This window comes from Pseudolactococcus insecticola, from assembly GCF_011170065.1.
Classification (GTDB): Bacteria; Bacillota; Bacilli; order Lactobacillales; family Streptococcaceae; genus Pseudolactococcus; species Pseudolactococcus insecticola.
Map to the genome: position 1 here is coordinate 24222 of NZ_BLLH01000005.1, position 15639 is coordinate 39860.

The following is a 15639-nucleotide window of genomic DNA, read 5'->3' on the forward strand; positions in this document are numbered from 1 at the left end:
ATGAAAATCATCGTAACTGGTGGCGGGACGGGCGGTCACATCTATCCTGCGCTAAGTTTTATCCACTATCTTAGAACAGTTGAGCCAGATGTTGAGGTGCTCTACATTGGCACTGAAAAGGGCTTGGAGGCGAAAATCGTTCCGGATAATGGCATTCGCCTAGAGACGGTTGATGTGCAAGGCTTCAAGCGTTCTTTGTCGCCTGACAATGTCAAAACGGTCTACAAGTTTCTGAAGTCCGTAAAAGACGCGAAAAAAATCATCAAGTCATTTGCGCCTGACGTTGTGATTGGTACGGGTGGTTATGTGGCAGGGCCTGTGGTCTATGCGGCTGCCGGATTGAAAATCCCTACAATCATCCACGAGCAAAACTCGATACCTGGTGTGACAAACAAGTTTCTCAGCCGTTATGTGACGCGCGTGGCGTTAGCATTTCAGGAGGCTGGGGCGTTCTTTCCTAGCGCAAAAACGGTCTTTACAGGTAATCCGCGAGCGCAGGAAGTGGCAGACCTTGTTGAAACGGGTAATGTTTTGAGTCAATATGACTTAGTGGCAAACAAAAAAACGGTTGTCATCTTTGGTGGAAGTCGCGGTGCACTAAAAATCAATACAGCTGTTGTTGAAGCGCTGCCAGAGCTGGCAAAAAAAACGTATCAAATTCTCTATGCATCGGGTGAGATTTATTTCAACGACGATGAATTTTCAGAGACATTTGCCAAGTACAATCAAGCAGATAACATCAAAATCGTGCCTTATATCAAAAATATGGTTGAAGTTTTAAACGATGCGGACTTGATTTTGTCACGGGCTGGCGCAACGACTTTAGCAGAAATTACGGCGCTTGGTTTGCCATCAATTTTGGTGCCAAGCCCCTATGTGACGGCGGATCATCAAACAAAAAATGCAGAAGCACTGCAAAAAGCGGGAGCCTCGCTCATGATCAAAAATGATCAGCTGACAGGCAACGCCATCATATCAGCCATCGACAGCCTGCTCTTAGATGACAAAAAATATCGTGAAATGGCTGATAACGCCCTGCGCGAAGGGACACCAGATGCAAGTGTCAGACTTTACAAAGTTGTAAAAGAGATTACTGTAAAGACACCATCAAAAGGGGACGCAAATGGCTGATAAGGAAAATCCGTCAGAAGAGCTGACGCCTTGGCAGAAACAGCACGCTGCTTTTGAGAAGAAAAAAGCAGCGGAGTCTGCTAAAAAACAGCGAGAAAGTAGGCAGAAGAAGCCAGAAAAGACGGCCTCTGTCATCGAAAAATACGATGCTGAACCCATCAAAACGCCTGAGGTAGCGCAGAAAAGTAAACCTTTTTTTGAGCGATTTAAGGTTGGTAGCTCATCAGACAAGACAGCAGCTGAACGCAATGCCGTTTCTGATGTATTTGGCAAGATCTGGCCATTTCTGACGGTTGCGGGCCTTATTTTTCTGGGAAGTCTTTATGAGGCTTCGTCTTTGAGTAAAATCGGTAGTTTTACGGCGGAGGGAAATGCTCATGAGACGTCTAAACAGGTTGCGAATGCCACAGGTATCAAAACAAATGACACGGTCTGGTCAATCGTAAAAAAAGAGCCCCAAATCTCGGCTCAGATCGTCAAAGCCTTTCCTCGCATCAAAACAGCGACGATTGCCCTTGGTCTGCCTAACCATTTTACTGCAAAAATAACGGAGTATAGCAACAGCGCCTATCTCAAGGTGGGTAGCAACTATCAAATCGTCCTATCAAACGGACGGGTACTTTCTGATGAAAAGGTGGATGCGGCGAAACTAGCAGCCTTGCCCGTCTTAAACGACTTTTCAGCAAAAGAAGTCGCGACTTTTGTACGGGCTTACGAGTCACTGAAACCCGCTATCAAGTCTGAAATCGTGAGTGCTAGCAAGTCGCCGACAGATGTGACCAAAGATTTCATCTCAATCGAGATGAAAGATGGCAATCAGGTGCGCGTGCCGCTCAGCCAGATGTCTGAAAAAATGCCCTACTATACCAGCGTGGCAAAAAGTTTAAGTGAGCCTAGCGTGGTCGATATGGAAGCGGGTATCTATGCCAAATCAAAAGCCGCTTATCAGAAAGACTTAGATGATGAGGCCGAAAAAGAGTCAGAGTCGAAATCCGCTGCAGCCTCATCAAAAGAAGCAGCAAAAGCTAAAAAAGACGGTGAGTCATCAGATGACAGCACTGATACAACGACAGAACAGTCAGATGATGCGGCAACGACGACAACTAGCGATGGCGCAGACACAGCAGATACAACGGCTACACCCGAAGGACAATAACAAACTATTGACAGAAAAAGCAGGCAGGAACCTGTTTTTTTTCTGTGATTAAAAAATGTTAAAGACAAGATTAAAAAAAACAATGGGGAAACGATGTGAGAACTCTTGACATTTAAGTTTAATTTAAGTAAACTAGTGAAGTAAACAAATTTTTAACAAGTCGACCAAAATAAATTTCTTTCGAATAGGAGAAAATATATGAAAAAATCTAAAGTAATCAGTATCGGTCTCACCGCAGTCGCAGCGATTGGTGCTATAAGCCTTGCTGCTTGTGGGAATAAATCAGAGTCTAGCAGTTCTGCCAAAGACTCGACCTACAACTATTATTATGTTCAAGATCCAGAAACATTGGATTATACATTTTCAGGTCAAGCCTACACAACACAAAATACCGCTAACTTTGTTGATGGTCTTGTCAGCTATGACCAATACCGTCAGATCGTCCCTGCTTTAGCAACATCATGGAAAGTCTCTGATGATGGCAAAACATATACTTACCAAATCCGTAAAGGCGTCAAATGGGTAGATTCTGACGGTAATGACTACGCAAATGTTAAACCGTCAGACTGGGTGACAGGGCTCAAACATGCCGCAGATACTCAGTCAGAAACACTTTATCTCGTAGCTGACTCTATCACAGGGCTGTCAGACTATGTAAGCGGTAAAGACAAAGACTTCTCTAAAGTTGGCATCAAAGCTGACGATAAAGCAGGTACTTTGACATACACGCTCAATCAACCTGAATCATTCTGGAACTCAAAAGCGACTTATGGTATCTTGTACCCAATCAATGCTGAATTCTTAAAAGAAAAAGGCAAGGACTTTGGTAAAGTTTCAACAGATGGTATCTTGTATAACGGTGCGTTTATCGCAACTAAATACGATAATAAATCATCTATCGAATACAAAGCCAATGACAGCTACTGGGATAAAAAGAACGTTCATATTAAAGACGTCAAACTGTCTTACTATGATGGTAAAAAACCAGAAGACTTGTATAAAGGATTTGAATCTGGTAAATATGTGGCAGCACGCCTTTTCCCAACAATGCCTTACTATAAAAAAGTTGACCAGTCAAATATCATCTGGTCTGATCAAGGCTCAACAACTTACTACAATAACTTTAACCTAAATCGTCAGAACTATACAAATACAGGGCATAAGACAGATGCTGATAAAGCAGCAACTAAAAAAGCACTCTTGAACAAAGACTTCCGTCAAGCGATTAGTTTTGCACTAGATAAACAAAAATACCTGGCACAAGCAGTTGGTGAAGCGGGTGCTGAAAAAGCTATCCGTAACACGCTAGTACCGTATGACTTTGTGAAGATTGACGGTAAAGACTACGGAGATACTGTTCAAACAGACTTGGAAGCAATCGATCCAGTATGGAAAAATGTTTCAGTTAAGCAAGGTGCAAATGGCACTTACAACCTTGACGCTGCAAAAGCCGCTTTTGCCAAAGCAAAAGCGGCGCTCAAAGCTGAAGGTGTTGAGGTTTCAAAAGAACAACCAATCACACTTGATGATCCAGTTTTAGAAACATCAACGATTACAATCGCTGCTGAAACTTCAAAAGCCAACTCAATCCAAGAAGCCTTTGGTGGCGAAGTGAAACTGAACATCATTAAGCTGTCAATGGATGCCTATACAAAAGCAACATTCTCATTCAAAACGGCTGCTGAAGCGGACTACGATCTCGGTGGCGGTGGCTGGGGACCAGACTATGCTGACCCATCAACTTATCTAAATATCTTCTCACCTGAGTCTGGTGATGTCTTCAACAAACTTGGTCTTGAACCTACCGTAAGTGTTCAGGGTGAAGATACTGGTAAAGCAGTGAAAGATGAAATCAACATCAGCGAATACCAAGAACTCTTGGATAAAGCAGCTGCTATTACGAATGATAATGATGCTCGCTACACTGCCTATGCCAAAGCAGAAGCATGGTTGATTGATAACGCGATTGCCATCCCTTACCAATCAGATGGCGCTTCACCATCAGTACAACGCATCACACCATTTACAAAAATCAACTCAAACGGTATTGGCGCAACAGACAATTCGTTCAAATACCTGAAACTCCAAGATAAAGCTGAAACAGCTGCAGACTATGCAAAAGCTAAAAAAGCTTGGGAAGCAAAAGTTGAAGAGAAATCTAAGGACGCTGAATAAAAATTTGGCATATTTCTACAAGAATGGGACTGGAAATATCCAGTCTCACTTTTGTATTTATGGAAATGGTTTGATAATAAATGAAAAAGTATATCTTATTTAGAGCGCTACGCGCTGTTGTGTCCATTGTGATTGTGACAACGATTATCTATGCGCTAATCTTCAGTTTGATTCCTCGCAGGCAGATTTTCACTAGCGATTCGCAGTACAATACAGTTGTTGGTATTCCTGATAAACGTGTAGTTTATGAAAATAACGTTTTTGAACGTCAAGGCTACATCAGCTTTCTTGATCAGGGCGAATTCACACAAAAAGTGAAAAAGATTGATCCTGATTTTGACGGTACAAATACACCTGAAAATAAAAAAGCTGCCAATCAGTGGCTGAAAAAACAGTCTGGTAACTGGGAAGTTAAGCAGTTGCCTAACAAAAAAACATTTTATGCGGTCAGAGAAATCCCAATCTGGGAGCGTGTCGGTAATTTTTACCGTCATCTCATCCAGATTGACTACCCATGGAAAATACACGATAAGGCAAATCCAGACTTAAAACGCTATATCAAGTTGACATGGGACAAAGGAAACGGCCCCGCACTGATCGGATCGGGGACCGAGCATAAATACCTTATTTATTTTGACAAGACATTTCCATTCATCCATCAGAAAATTGTCACTTTAAATCTCGGTCAGTCCTATCCAACGTTTAGTGGTAGATCTGTTACAGATGTCATCACAAGTGGTCAGGGTCAAAACTTGACGCATAAGGTCACATTACCAAACGGCAAAATCTTTAATACGTCAATCGATATTCACACGGCGGTCTATCAAACGCCTAAAAAGCAAAGTGCTCAGATGAAACGTCTGTTTAGCGATGACTATACAAATGTTCAAAATGAATACCAAGATCCGTCTATGCTGATGAACTCATTTATCATTGGTGTGGTAGGCGTTATCTTGTCTTATGCGTTGTCTATTCCAATTGCGATCTTTTTGAGTAGGCATGCGGGTCAGTTTATTGATCGGTTTGGTCTATTGATTGTGACTTTGTTTATCGCTTTGCCAAGTCTTGCTGTCATTTATTTTGACCGCTTCATTGGGGGTGCGATCGGTATTCCTGATTCGTTTACGACTTTTGGTGCGTCAAGTATCAAGTCGTATATCTTGCCAACGATCATCCTTGCACTGTTACAGGTGCCTGGAACGGTCATGTGGATACGACGTTATATGATTGACCAACAGTCGTCAGATTATGTCAAGTTTGCGCGGGCAAAAGGTTTGTCAGAAAACGAAATTTCAAGAAATCACATTTTTAAAAATGCCATGATTCCTATCTCAAATGGGATTCCAGGCTCTATTATCTTAGCGATTGCAGGCGCGACAATGACAGAAACTATTTTCTTAGTCCCTGGTATGGGTAAAATGTTGCCTGACGCGATTGCAGCTCACAACAATCCAATGGTTATCGGGATAACCTTTATCTTTACAACGTTATCCGTTCTTTCGGTATTACTTGGAGATTTGCTGATGCAAGTCATTGATCCACGTATTCAGCTCTCAACAAGTAAAGGAGGCAAATAAAATGTCAGATAAAAATCTATTTCGTTTTGTTGCACCTTATACAGATGAGTCTGAGAAAATTTCGACACCAACGTATTCCTACTGGAAGAGTGTGAGCCGGAAGTTCTTCTCATCAAAATTAGCCGTAAGTATGCTGATTTTACTAGCTGTATTACTTTTGCTGAGCTTTATTCAGCCGCTATTTTCTGATTACTCCGTTATCAATGCGGGTAAAATAGATGATTTTAGTCTGCGTTATATCCACCCGAATCTTAAATATTGGTTTGGGACAGATGCGACAGGTCAGTCACTGTTTGATGCGGTCTGGGCGGGTGCTAAGACGTCCATTTCGATTGCCGTACTAGCCACAGTCATCACAACTGTGATTGGCGTCATTGTTGGCGCCATCTGGGGCTTATCAAAACGTGTTGATAAAGTCATGATTGAAGTCTACAATGTCGTCAGCAACGTCCCTATGATCCTGATCCTGCTCGTCTTTTCATACGCATTTGGTCAAGGTTTCTGGAACTTGCTTTTAGCTATGAGTATCACATCTTGGGTGGGAACAGCTTACTTCATTCGTGTCCAAGTCATGATGTACCGTGATCGTGAGTACAACATCGCTTCACGGACATTAGGCACAAAAACGTATACGATGATTGGCAGAAATATCTTGCCTTATCTCATTTCAGTTATTGTCACTTCGATGAGCGGAACGCTGCCAGGATTTATCTCGTATGAGGTCTTTCTGAGCTATCTTGGCATTGGTTTGTCACCGGATACACCGTCTCTAGGACGCTTGATTGCACAGTATACAGATAATATCACAAGTGATGCTTATCTGTTTTGGATTCCTGTTGCTGTGCTTGGCTTAGTTACCATTTCACTTTATCTCGTTGGTCAAACACTTGCCGATGCAAGTGATCCACGGACTCACCAGTAGAAAGGGCTTATCATGACAAATAAAAAAGTAATCCTTTCTGCAAAGGATATTAGTGTTGCGTTTCAAGTGCGTCAAAGGACCTTGCGTGCGATTCGCAATGTCTCCGTTGATTTGCATGAAGGTGAGACGCTTGCACTAGTTGGCGAGTCGGGCTCTGGTAAGTCTGTTTTTACTAAGGTTTTCACAGGCATGCTGGAGTCAAATGGCTCAGTTGCAACAGGTGAAGCGACTTATGGCGACATCAAGTTGACAGATTTTAAGACCAATGCAGATTGGGAAAAAATTCGTGGTGGCGAGATTTCGACTGTTTTTCAAGATCCCATGACCTCGCTCAATCCGATCAAAACAATCGGTAGTCAAATCTCTGAAACCATTATCAAGCATCAAAAGAAATCAAAAGAAGAAGCAAAGGCAATTGCCATTGACCTCATGGATCGTGTTGGCATTCCTGAAGCTGATAAGCGCTATGATGAATATCCTTTCCAGTATTCTGGGGGCATGCGTCAGCGGATCGTGATTGCGATTGCACTTGCTTCAAGGCCTAAAATTTTGATCGCTGATGAGCCGACAACGGCGCTTGACGTGACCATTCAGGCACAGATTATTAGCTTGCTAAAAGAACTCAAAAAAGAGTATGGCTTTGCTATGATTTTCATCACACATGACCTTGGCGTTGTGGCGTCTATTGCAGATAAGGTCGCCGTCATGTATTCAGGTGAAATTGTCGAGTACGGTACGGTTGAAGAAATCTTTTATGATAGTCGTCATCCTTATACTTGGGCACTTTTATCAAGTCTGCCACAACTTGCGACGAGCGAAAAACTGTATTCGATCCAAGGCACACCACCATCGCTCTACTCTGAGATTAAAGGCGATGCCTTTGCACCAAGAAATCCGCAGCCGATGGCGATTGATTTTGAACAAGAACCACCTAAGTTTGAAGTATCTGAGACACATTGGGCAAAAACGTGGTTATTAGATGAGCGTGCACCTAAGCTTGAAAAACCTGATGGCATCCGAGATATTCATAGCAAGATGGTTGAACTTTATGGGAAGAAGGATTGAAAATGGCTGAAAAACTATTAGAAATTAAAGACCTCTCTATCTCATTTGGTGAAGGTAAAAATAAAAATATTGCGGTTAAAAATGCCAACTTTGATATTTACAAAGGTGAAACATTTGCCTTGGTAGGTGAGTCTGGCTCAGGCAAAACGACCATTGGCCGTGCCGTCATGGGACTCAACCACATCGAGTCAGGTGAGATCATCTTTGATGGCAAAAAAATCAACACCAAGCTATCTAAGTCTGAAAGCGAAGCACTGATCAAGGACATCCAGATGATTTTCCAAGATCCAGCAGCGTCGCTCAATGAGCGTGCAACCGTTGACTACGTCATCTCTGAAGGTCTGCGTAACTTTCATCTCTATGAAGATGAGGCTGAGCGCAAGGAAAAAGTTGAGTCAATGCTAAAAGAAGTCGGACTTTTGCCAGAGCATTTGTCACGCTATCCGCATGAGTTTTCAGGGGGGCAACGTCAGCGTATTGGGATTGCTCGTGCGCTTGTTATGGAGCCACGTCTTGTGATTGCTGATGAGCCGATTTCGGCGCTTGATGTGTCGATTCGTGCGCAAGTGCTTAATCTTTTGCAGCGTTTACAAGAAGAAAAAGGTCTGACCTATCTCTTTATTGCGCATGACTTATCAGTGGTGCATTTCATCAGTGACCGAATTGCCGTGATTTATCATGGAGATATAGTCGAGATGGCTGAAACCGAAGAATTGTTTAACAACCCGATTCACCCTTATACAAAGTCTCTATTATCTGCTGTGCCGATTCCTGATCCCGCACTTGAGCGTGAAAAAGAGCTGATCGTCTATGATGACTCGGTGCATGACTATGCGATCGACAAGCCGAGTTTTCAAGAAATCAAAAAAGGCCATTTTGTCTGGGCTAATGATGCCGAGGCTAAGGTTTATAAAGCTGAAAATTAAAAAAATGAAACGCGCGCGAAAGCTCGCGTTTTTTGTTATAATAGAGATAACTACAGACAAAATACAGAAAATAATAGGTGAGTAATGTCAATGTTTTTAGATACGGCGCGAATTGAAGTCAAGGCTGGTAAAGGTGGCGATGGTGCCGTCTCTTTCCGTCGTGAAAAATATGTGCCAGATGGCGGGCCTGCAGGTGGCGATGGCGGTCGGGGTGGTGATGTGATTTTCGTTGTCGACGAAGGCTTGCGCACGCTCATGGACTTTCGTTATAACCGCCATTTTAAGGCAAGACCAGGTGAAAAGGGCATGAATAAAGGCATGCACGGCCGTGGTTCTGAGGATTTGATTGTTAAGGTACCGCAGGGCACGACGGTTAAAGAGTTTGAAACAGATAAGATTTTGGTGGATTTACTTGCACCAGGCCAGACGTTCACGGTTGCGCACGGCGGTCGCGGTGGTCGTGGCAATATCCGTTTTGCAACGGCACGAAACCCTGCACCAGAAATTGCTGAAAATGGGGAACCAGGTGAGGAACGGACGCTGCTACTGGAACTTCGGGTGTTAGCAGATGTTGGTCTGGTTGGATTTCCATCAGTTGGGAAATCGACTTTGTTGAGTGTGATCTCAAATGCACGTCCAAAAATCGGCGCATATCATTTTACAACGCTTGTGCCAAACATTGGCATGGTGCGTGTTGGTGACGGCGAAAGCTTTGTTGTTGCTGATATGCCAGGATTGATTGAAGGGGCTAGTCAGGGGATTGGTCTTGGAACGCAATTTTTGCGTCATATTGAGCGGACGCGTGTCTTGCTGCACGTCATTGACATGAGTGGCATGGAGGGACGCGACCCGTATGATGACTATGTGGCGATAAATGATGAGCTTGAGGGGTATAATCTGCGCCTCATGGAGCGACCGCAAATCATCGTAGCAAACAAGATGGATATGCCAGATGCTGAAGAAAACTTGGCAGAGTTTAAGGCGAAACTCTTTGCCAATTACGACGAGTTTGAAGCAAAACCACAGGTATTTCCTGTTTCTGGTATTTCACGTCAAGGCCTACAAAACTTGCTTGAAGCGACAGCTGAACTCTTGAGTGATACACCAGAATTTCCACTTTATGATGAATCTGAGTTCGCTGATGGCGATAAAGAAGCCTACTATGGCTTTGATGAGGGAGCTCGTGACTACGAGATTTCCCGTGATGATGACGCGTCATGGATCTTGTCGGGTGAGAAACTTGAAAAACTCTTTACCATGACAAACTTTGATCATGACGAGTCTGTCTTTAAGTTCGCCCGCCAATTGCGTGGGATGGGCATCGATGAAGATCTTCGCGCGCGCGGTGCCAAAGACGGTGATATTGTCCGAATTGGCAGCTTTGAGTTTGAGTTTGTAGACTAGATTTAGCTATTTTAGCGACAAACTGACTAGCCTGAAAATAGCAGATAGAACAGTTGATAAAGGAGGTGTCATGGGAGAGTTTAAAATTATTGGTAACCGTGATGCTGATGGTAATTTTGTTGCCTCGGCAGATGCATGGCCGCCTGAAAAAATTGAAGCTTTATTTGATCGGTATAATCCCAATCGCAAACTGCGTTTGGCACGTGAAAAGTTGGCTGCTGAGCAAAATAAGCAGGCTGATTCTGACGCAGTTAAAGCAACTGATAACCAACAAGAAAACAAGAAAGAAGACAGTGCTATTTGAACTCAGTTGAGATAAAATTAAATCATCCTGATGATGGGGCAGCACTTTTTGGTGCGCAAGAGAAGCATTTGAAATATCTGGAGGAAGCGCTTGATGTGACGATTCACTTTCGCAGTGAAATCGTGCAGATCGTGTCAGACTCGGATGAGAAAAATGAGCTGACACGGCTGACTTTAGAAGCTTTGCTGGTACTCGTCAGTCGTGGTCAATCTGTCAATACACCCGATGTCGTAACGGCTCTAACCATGGCACGAAATGGTGAAATCAATAAATTTGTCGCGCTCTACGAAGAGGAGATCACAAAAGATAGTACGGGCAAGCCGATTCGGGTGAAGACCATTGGTCAGAAGGTCTATGTTGAGGCAATCAATCACCACGATATTACATTTGGCATCGGCCCTGCTGGGACTGGTAAGACTTATCTAGCGGTGGTGCTTGCGACGACTGCGCTGCGGCGAGGTCAGGTCAAGCGGATCGTTGTGACGAGGCCTGCTGTTGAGGCAGGTGAAAATCTTGGTTTTTTACCTGGCGATTTGCAGGAAAAAGTAGATCCATATCTGCGTCCGATCTATGATGCGCTGTATAATATCCTTGGGAAAGTGACAGTTGAGCGCATGCTTGAGCGCGGGACGATAGAAATAGCGCCGCTAGCTTATATGCGTGGTCGGACTTTGGATGATGCGTTTGTGATTTTAGATGAGGCGCAAAATACGACAAGCATGCAGATGAAGATGTTTCTGACGCGGCTTGGCTTTAACTCGAAAATGGTTATCAATGGTGATATTAGCCAGATTGACCTGCCAAATCGGACAAAGTCAGGCTTGATTGATGCCAAAGATAAACTTGGCAAGATAAAGCAAGTGGCGTTTGTTTACTTTTCAGCTAAGGACGTCGTCCGTCATCCGGTTGTTGCGGAGATTATCAGGGCTTATGAGTCTGAAGCTGAGACTGAAAAACTGTCTGATGAGTCCTGAAAATCAGGCGTGACGTGAGAGGAATCGACAAAATATGTATATCGAAATGACAGATAAAACAGGTCAGGTGTCTGATGCACTCCAGCAAGATACCATCAAACTGTTGAATTTTGCGGCGGATTTTATTCACCTGCCTGAGCAAAAAGAAATGGCTATTACCTATGTCTTAAATGATGAGATTCAGGAGATAAACCGTGAGTATCGTGGTAAAGATGCGCCAACAGATGTGGTGAGTCTGGAGTATGAGCCAGAAGAAATCGCTTTTGGAGATGATTTTGAGATGCCTGAGGAACTTCAATCTGAGCTTGACGAGCTTGATAGCTATATCGGAGAGCTGTATATCTCGATTGAGAAAGCGCAGGAGCAGGCTGAAAACTACGGGCATAGCTATGCACGCGAGATGGGATTTTTAGCGGTTCATGGTTTCTTACATATCAATGGCTATGACCACATGGTGCCTGAAGATGAAAAAATCATGTTTGCATTACAGGAAGAAATTTTGACTGCTTATGGCCTTACGAGATAAAAATTCAGAGAAAAAATGGAAAAATCGGACAGTCTATGCCTCGCTTGAGTTTGCGCTGACAGGGATTGTGACGGCTTTTCATGAGGAGCGAAATCTTCGCAAACACGCGGTTTCAGCAACGCTTGCGATTTTATTTGGTATAATCTTTCGGATTGATAAGGTTGAGTGGCTGTTCTTGCTACTTGCGATTTTTCTGGTGATTTTTGCTGAGATTATCAATTCAGCGATTGAAAACGTCGTTGATTTGGCAAGCGACTATCACTTTTCCATGTTGGCAAAAAATGCCAAGGATATGGCTGCAGGTGCAGTCTTGTTCATCTCTGGCTATGCGGTCATCGTTGGCTGCGTCATTTTCTTGCCAAAAATCTGGGATTTAATCTTTTAACGAAATAGAGAAAATGTCGAAACGTGGGCGTAGCCTGCGTTTTTTAGTATGTTTGTAGCATGGCGCAGCGTGGTGCCAGTCGTGTAGATGTCATCGAAAATTACGAGTTTTTTCTGGGCCATGTCTGCAGGATTTTTGAGTGTGAAGGGATTCTCAGACGAGAGGCGTTCATCGCGCGTTTTATGAGATTGGTGCTGGGTATCTGACTTGTCAAGCAGATCGAGATAGGGCAGATCTGCAGCGCTTAGAAAGCCTGTGAGTTGATTGAAACCACGGCTCTGAAAACGCTGTGGCGAAACAGGAATGGGCACGATGATCTTGTTTTTGAGACTTGTCTTGAGTGTGCGATTGAACGCTGTCCGCAGTCTGAAATCACCATTGAATTTATAGCTTTGAAAGTAGGCCTTTGCAAAGTCGTTGTAGTGAAAAATGGCTGTGTGACGCGTTTGATCATCATCAGAACGCTTTAGACAGTCGCTACAAATCCCCAGCGTACCAGGCTTATAACAGATCTGACAATGTTTTTCTGAGATCAGTTCAAACTGATCAAAACAAGTTTGACAGACAGTTTCCTGAGTTGGTCGTGACAGAAAAATATCTGAAAAACGAATTTTTGGGATAATCGTATTTTGACAAAGCAAGCAGTGTGTCATCAGAAACCTCCTAGTTGATTCATGTGGCGAATTTCTGAAATGGCGCGTGTCATCTGCCGCGTCAGACCATCATGAAAAAAGTAAACAAGCCCCGTTGGGCGTTCAGGACTTCTGCCCGCGCGTCCCGCAATCTGGATCAGGCTTGACTTTGTAAACAGTTTGTGGTGAGAATTTTGCACAAAAACGTCAACTTTTGGAAATGTCACACCGCGCTCTAATATCGTTGTCGAGACTAAAATCGTCAAACTTCCTTTTCTGAACTGGTCGATGATGTCAGCACGGTTTTCTGCGGTTGAGGCAACAAAGCCTATCTTTTCATCAGGAAATAGTCTGGCTAGATTTTCTGAGAACGATTGACCCAATGAAATAACGGGTGCAAAAATCAGGAGCGGAAAGCCAGTTTTTCGCTGTTTTTTGATGTGAAGGATGAGTTTTTTATCGCGACTATCATAGATGGATTTTGGGACGACAAGCGGATTGCCATGAAAACGTCTTGCGAGCTCACGTTTTTTAAGCGTACCTGTCTGGATGAGGAAATCAAGTTTGTCGGTCGAAGTGGCTGTGAGATAAATCAGGGTTGAGACAGGCTTTCTCGCGTGTTCAGCCGCAAAATAAAGCGCGTCATTGTCAGCAAAAGGAAAGGCGTCCACCTCGTCAATAATCAGTAGATCAAAAGCCTCACGAAAGCGCAGCAGCTGATGGGTGGTTGAAATGACAAGCGGGGTTGCAAAATAAGGCTCAGAATCGGCGTGAAGTAGGGAAATATCAAGTGAAAAATCTTTGGATAAGCGCGTGAAAAGCTCTCGAGCGACGTCGGTTCTGGGTGTTGCGATACCAACCGCACCACCTGCTGCAATCGTGCTTGCGACCGCAGCGTAGATCATCTCAGTCTTACCAGCACCCGTCACAGCGTGGACCAATATCTGAGATTTCTCTCTCACGGCGCGCACCAGTTCTGATGAGATTTCTGACTGGTAGGGCGTCAGACGGCCTTGCCAGATGAGTGGCTCTTGTTTGGGAAAATCTTGCTGTGGCAGGTGATAGAGAAATTCGTCAGAGCGCACACGACCAAGTGGCAGACATTCTGGGCAAAAGTAGACACCAGGCAGCTCTAGTTTGACGTCAGATAGCAAGGAAGCCGTGCCACAGCGATTGCAAACGGCGTGCGGACCTTGTAGGGTCATACCGTTTATTTTAACCAGTGATGCTGTGTCAAGGCTGGTCGGTGCGGGATAATATCGGGTAAATTCGATCTCGGTTATGAGACGGCCGTATAAGTTTTCCATACTTTTATATACGTATTTTTTTGGAAAATGTTACAATAAATTTATGACAATACGGATAAAAAATGATATCAGCACCGAAGAAACGATCAAAAAATCACGCTTTATTTGCCAACTAAAACGTGTGACGACTGAAGAAGAAGCGCGTGAATTCATTGCTGCGGTCAAAAAAGAGCATTACAAGGCTAATCATAATGTCTCGGCATTTGCGATTGGCGATAAGCAGGAAATTCAGCGGTCGTCAGATGATGGTGAGCCGTCTGGTACGGCTGGGATACCCATGCTTGAGATTTTGAAAAAGCGTGAGCTGACGGATGTTGTTGCGGTTGTGACGCGTTATTTTGGTGGGATTAAGCTTGGTGCGGGTGGGTTGATTCGGGCTTATGCGGGTGCTTGTAACCATGCGATTGACGCGGCTGAACTCGTCAGAATCGTTGAGCAGACGCAGCTTGATCTGACGATGGCTTATCCACTTTTTGATAATGTTTCCCGGTTTATTGCGACGTCTGGTCTTGTCATATCAGACTCAGTTTTTACGTCAGAGGTGCAGATGACTGTTTTTGTAGACACAGATCAGGTCTCACAGCTGATGCAAGACTTGACAGAACAGTTCAGCGGTAAGCTTACCATGGCCCTCCGTGATAAAAAACTTGTAGAAGTCGACATTTGATGATATAATAAGGGTTCAAGGGGCTTGCTACCTTTGAAAACACGGGGTCGTTCTGGATTCGACAGGTGTTGTCGCGTATGAGCTGCGATTGGTGCGGCGCCACCATAAACCGCCGCAGATAAATATAACTGCTAAAAATACACAAACTTACGCAGTAGCTGCCTAAACCCCAGCCTGTGTGCCTGATCTTCGCTCGCCTACGGTGACTTGATGGCCTAATCTAGTAGGATACGCTCAAGCGTTGTTTCGCCGCTTGATAAGAGATTTAGAGACTCGCAAGCGGGCTTTGTTCGAGGATTGTCTCGCCCGTTTGTTAAATTTAGACAGTTCCTATGATTGTAGACGCTGATATAGCAAGGCATTTGGACGTGGGTTCGACTCCCACCGGCTCCATTAATGTGAGAAGAACTCTTTTTTGTGAGAGTTCTTTTGTTATTCCGAAAATTAATGTTGTTTGAAAAAACTGTCTGCGATGTTATTAATTGCCT

General features: G+C 43.9%; 15 protein-coding genes and 1 other RNA gene. 14 read left to right on the forward strand and 2 right to left on the reverse strand.

Features of this window, described 5'->3' with window-relative positions; translation table 11 throughout:
- The 12 genes from murG to Hs20B_RS05660 all read left to right on the forward strand — a co-directional run bounded on the left by murG (window position 1) and on the right by Hs20B_RS05660 (window position 12545).
- A complete protein-coding gene (murG, locus tag Hs20B_RS05605) occupies window positions 1–1131 on the forward strand; it encodes an undecaprenyldiphospho-muramoylpentapeptide beta-N-acetylglucosaminyltransferase (protein ID WP_172356445.1) in 1131 nt (376 codons plus the stop codon).
- Entirely contained in the window at window positions 1124–2287 is a 1164-nt protein-coding gene (locus tag Hs20B_RS05610; RefSeq protein WP_172356447.1) for a cell division protein FtsQ/DivIB, read from the forward strand. Before murG ends, Hs20B_RS05610 begins: the two co-directional genes overlap by 8 nt.
- Before the next feature lie 198 nt (window positions 2288–2485).
- Window positions 2486–4462 carry a peptide ABC transporter substrate-binding protein gene (locus Hs20B_RS05615; protein ID WP_172356449.1) on the forward strand — a complete coding sequence of 659 codons (1977 nt, stop codon included), beginning with the start codon at window positions 2486–2488 and terminating at the stop codon, window positions 4460–4462.
- An 80-nt stretch (window positions 4463–4542) separates the two neighbouring features.
- Window positions 4543–6039 carry an ABC transporter permease gene (locus Hs20B_RS05620; protein ID WP_172356451.1) on the forward strand — a complete coding sequence of 499 codons (1497 nt, stop codon included), beginning with the start codon at window positions 4543–4545 and terminating at the stop codon, window positions 6037–6039.
- A 1-nt stretch (window position 6040) separates the two neighbouring features.
- Entirely contained in the window at window positions 6041–6961 is a 921-nt protein-coding gene (oppC, locus tag Hs20B_RS05625) for an oligopeptide ABC transporter permease OppC (RefSeq protein WP_172356453.1), read from the forward strand.
- Window positions 6962–6973: 12 nt separating this feature from the next.
- On the forward strand, window positions 6974–8026 hold the full coding sequence (locus Hs20B_RS05630; protein ID WP_172356455.1) for an ABC transporter ATP-binding protein: 1053 nt from the start codon (window positions 6974–6976) through the stop codon (window positions 8024–8026).
- A gap of 2 nt (window positions 8027–8028) precedes the next feature.
- Window positions 8029–8952 carry an ATP-binding cassette domain-containing protein gene (locus Hs20B_RS05635; RefSeq protein WP_172356457.1) on the forward strand — a complete coding sequence of 308 codons (924 nt, stop codon included), beginning with the start codon at window positions 8029–8031 and terminating at the stop codon, window positions 8950–8952.
- Window positions 8953–9036: 84 nt separating this feature from the next.
- A complete protein-coding gene (gene obgE, locus Hs20B_RS05640; RefSeq protein ID WP_172356459.1) occupies window positions 9037–10356 on the forward strand; it encodes a GTPase ObgE in 1320 nt (439 codons plus the stop codon).
- A 70-nt stretch (window positions 10357–10426) separates the two neighbouring features.
- Window positions 10427–10660 carry a hypothetical protein gene (locus tag Hs20B_RS05645; RefSeq protein ID WP_172356383.1) on the forward strand — a complete coding sequence of 78 codons (234 nt, stop codon included), beginning with the start codon at window positions 10427–10429 and terminating at the stop codon, window positions 10658–10660.
- On the forward strand, window positions 10657–11634 hold the full coding sequence (locus tag Hs20B_RS05650) for a PhoH family protein (protein ID WP_172356461.1): 978 nt from the start codon (window positions 10657–10659) through the stop codon (window positions 11632–11634). The genes Hs20B_RS05645 and Hs20B_RS05650 overlap by 4 nt, the downstream gene beginning before the upstream one ends.
- A 34-nt stretch (window positions 11635–11668) precedes the next feature.
- Entirely contained in the window at window positions 11669–12160 is a 492-nt protein-coding gene (ybeY, locus tag Hs20B_RS05655) for an rRNA maturation RNase YbeY (protein WP_172356463.1), read from the forward strand.
- Window positions 12144–12545 carry a diacylglycerol kinase family protein gene (locus Hs20B_RS05660; protein WP_172356465.1) on the forward strand — a complete coding sequence of 134 codons (402 nt, stop codon included), beginning with the start codon at window positions 12144–12146 and terminating at the stop codon, window positions 12543–12545. The genes ybeY and Hs20B_RS05660 overlap by 17 nt, the downstream gene beginning before the upstream one ends.
- On the opposite strand, the gene Hs20B_RS05665 is transcribed toward Hs20B_RS05660, so the two are convergent.
- Window positions 12542–13198 (reverse strand): ComF family protein, encoded by a 657-nt coding sequence (locus Hs20B_RS05665; protein ID WP_172356467.1) that lies wholly within the window; start codon window positions 13196–13198, stop codon window positions 12542–12544. The two genes, Hs20B_RS05660 and Hs20B_RS05665, sit on opposite strands and share 4 nt — an antisense overlap.
- Complete coding sequence (locus tag Hs20B_RS05670; protein WP_172356469.1) at window positions 13198–14484, reverse strand: ATP-dependent helicase ComFA; 1287 nt, start codon at window positions 14482–14484, stop codon at window positions 13198–13200. The genes Hs20B_RS05665 and Hs20B_RS05670 overlap by 1 nt, the downstream gene beginning before the upstream one ends.
- A 43-nt stretch (window positions 14485–14527) precedes the next feature.
- Here Hs20B_RS05670 and Hs20B_RS05675 point away from each other — a divergent pair, with 43 nt between their 5' ends.
- Together Hs20B_RS05675 and ssrA are read left to right on the forward strand one after the other, a co-directional pair.
- On the forward strand, window positions 14528–15151 hold the full coding sequence (locus Hs20B_RS05675; RefSeq protein ID WP_172356471.1) for a YigZ family protein: 624 nt from the start codon (window positions 14528–14530) through the stop codon (window positions 15149–15151).
- Window positions 15152–15194: 43 nt separating this feature from the next.
- Window positions 15195–15547: a transfer-messenger RNA gene (ssrA, locus tag Hs20B_RS05680) on the forward strand.
- Window positions 15548–15639 lie beyond the last annotated feature (92 nt).

Bases quoted from the DNA above. Each gene is read 5' to 3' on its own strand.
- Hs20B_RS05635 (WP_172356457.1), top strand. From the start codon at position 8,029: ATGGCTGAAAAACTATTAGAAATTAAAGACCTCTCTATCTCATTTGGT.
- murG (WP_172356445.1), top strand. From the start codon at position 1: ATGAAAATCATCGTAACTGGTGGCGGGACGGGCGGTCACATCTATCCT.
- oppC (WP_172356453.1), top strand. From the start codon at position 6,041: ATGTCAGATAAAAATCTATTTCGTTTTGTTGCACCTTATACAGATGAG.
- ybeY (WP_172356463.1), top strand. From the start codon at position 11,669: ATGTATATCGAAATGACAGATAAAACAGGTCAGGTGTCTGATGCACTC.
- Hs20B_RS05620 (WP_172356451.1), top strand. From the start codon at position 4,543: ATGAAAAAGTATATCTTATTTAGAGCGCTACGCGCTGTTGTGTCCATT.
- Hs20B_RS05675 (WP_172356471.1), top strand. From the start codon at position 14,528: ATGACAATACGGATAAAAAATGATATCAGCACCGAAGAAACGATCAAA.
- Hs20B_RS05670 (WP_172356469.1), bottom strand. From the start codon at position 14,484: ATGGAAAACTTATACGGCCGTCTCATAACCGAGATCGAATTTACCCGA.
- Hs20B_RS05630 (WP_172356455.1), top strand. From the start codon at position 6,974: ATGACAAATAAAAAAGTAATCCTTTCTGCAAAGGATATTAGTGTTGCG.
- obgE (WP_172356459.1), top strand. From the start codon at position 9,037: ATGTCAATGTTTTTAGATACGGCGCGAATTGAAGTCAAGGCTGGTAAA.
- Hs20B_RS05610 (WP_172356447.1), top strand. From the start codon at position 1,124: ATGGCTGATAAGGAAAATCCGTCAGAAGAGCTGACGCCTTGGCAGAAA.
- Hs20B_RS05665 (WP_172356467.1), bottom strand. From the start codon at position 13,198: ATGACACACTGCTTGCTTTGTCAAAATACGATTATCCCAAAAATTCGT.
- Hs20B_RS05660 (WP_172356465.1), top strand. From the start codon at position 12,144: ATGGCCTTACGAGATAAAAATTCAGAGAAAAAATGGAAAAATCGGACA.
- Hs20B_RS05615 (WP_172356449.1), top strand. From the start codon at position 2,486: ATGAAAAAATCTAAAGTAATCAGTATCGGTCTCACCGCAGTCGCAGCG.
- Hs20B_RS05645 (WP_172356383.1), top strand. From the start codon at position 10,427: ATGGGAGAGTTTAAAATTATTGGTAACCGTGATGCTGATGGTAATTTT.